At 40.4% G+C, this 282-nt stretch carries 1 protein-coding gene; it reads right to left on the bottom strand.

Annotated features, from left to right (window positions below):
- Positions 1-111: 111 nt before the first annotated feature.
- Positions 112-225, bottom strand: coding sequence for a hypothetical protein (locus tag ACSG5Z_RS32215; RefSeq protein ID WP_435712978.1), 114 nt, complete (start codon positions 223-225; stop codon positions 112-114).
- Positions 226-282: the final 57 nt, after the last annotated feature.

The raw sequence follows: 282 nt of genomic DNA, 5'->3' as shown, positions 1-282 counted from the left end.
GACTGTTATCACGGAGTTGTAATCTTCCAGCAACCTGTTCCAATACATAAGAGCTTCTTTTTTGTTTTGTTTCTCAAACCATCTGATATACTCGCTGTATGGTAAAATTTGTTACTTTTCTGCTTCCAACAGCTTTTCCATCTGTACCCTGCTGGCACCACCGTTTATCAGCTCGTAATACGTGATAAAGTCCCGAAACAGTAGTGACGTACACCATCCATCCATAATGATGTGATGTTTTGTCCACAAAAGCGTACATTGGTTTTCCCCAATACGCAAAAC

It is taken from the genome of Bacillus pretiosus, from assembly GCF_051294775.1.
GTDB lineage: Bacteria > Bacillota > Bacilli > Bacillales > Bacillaceae_G > Bacillus_A > Bacillus_A wiedmannii.
The sequence above is the reverse complement of the archived record's forward strand: the minus strand, read 5'-3'. Positions and strand labels throughout refer to the sequence as shown.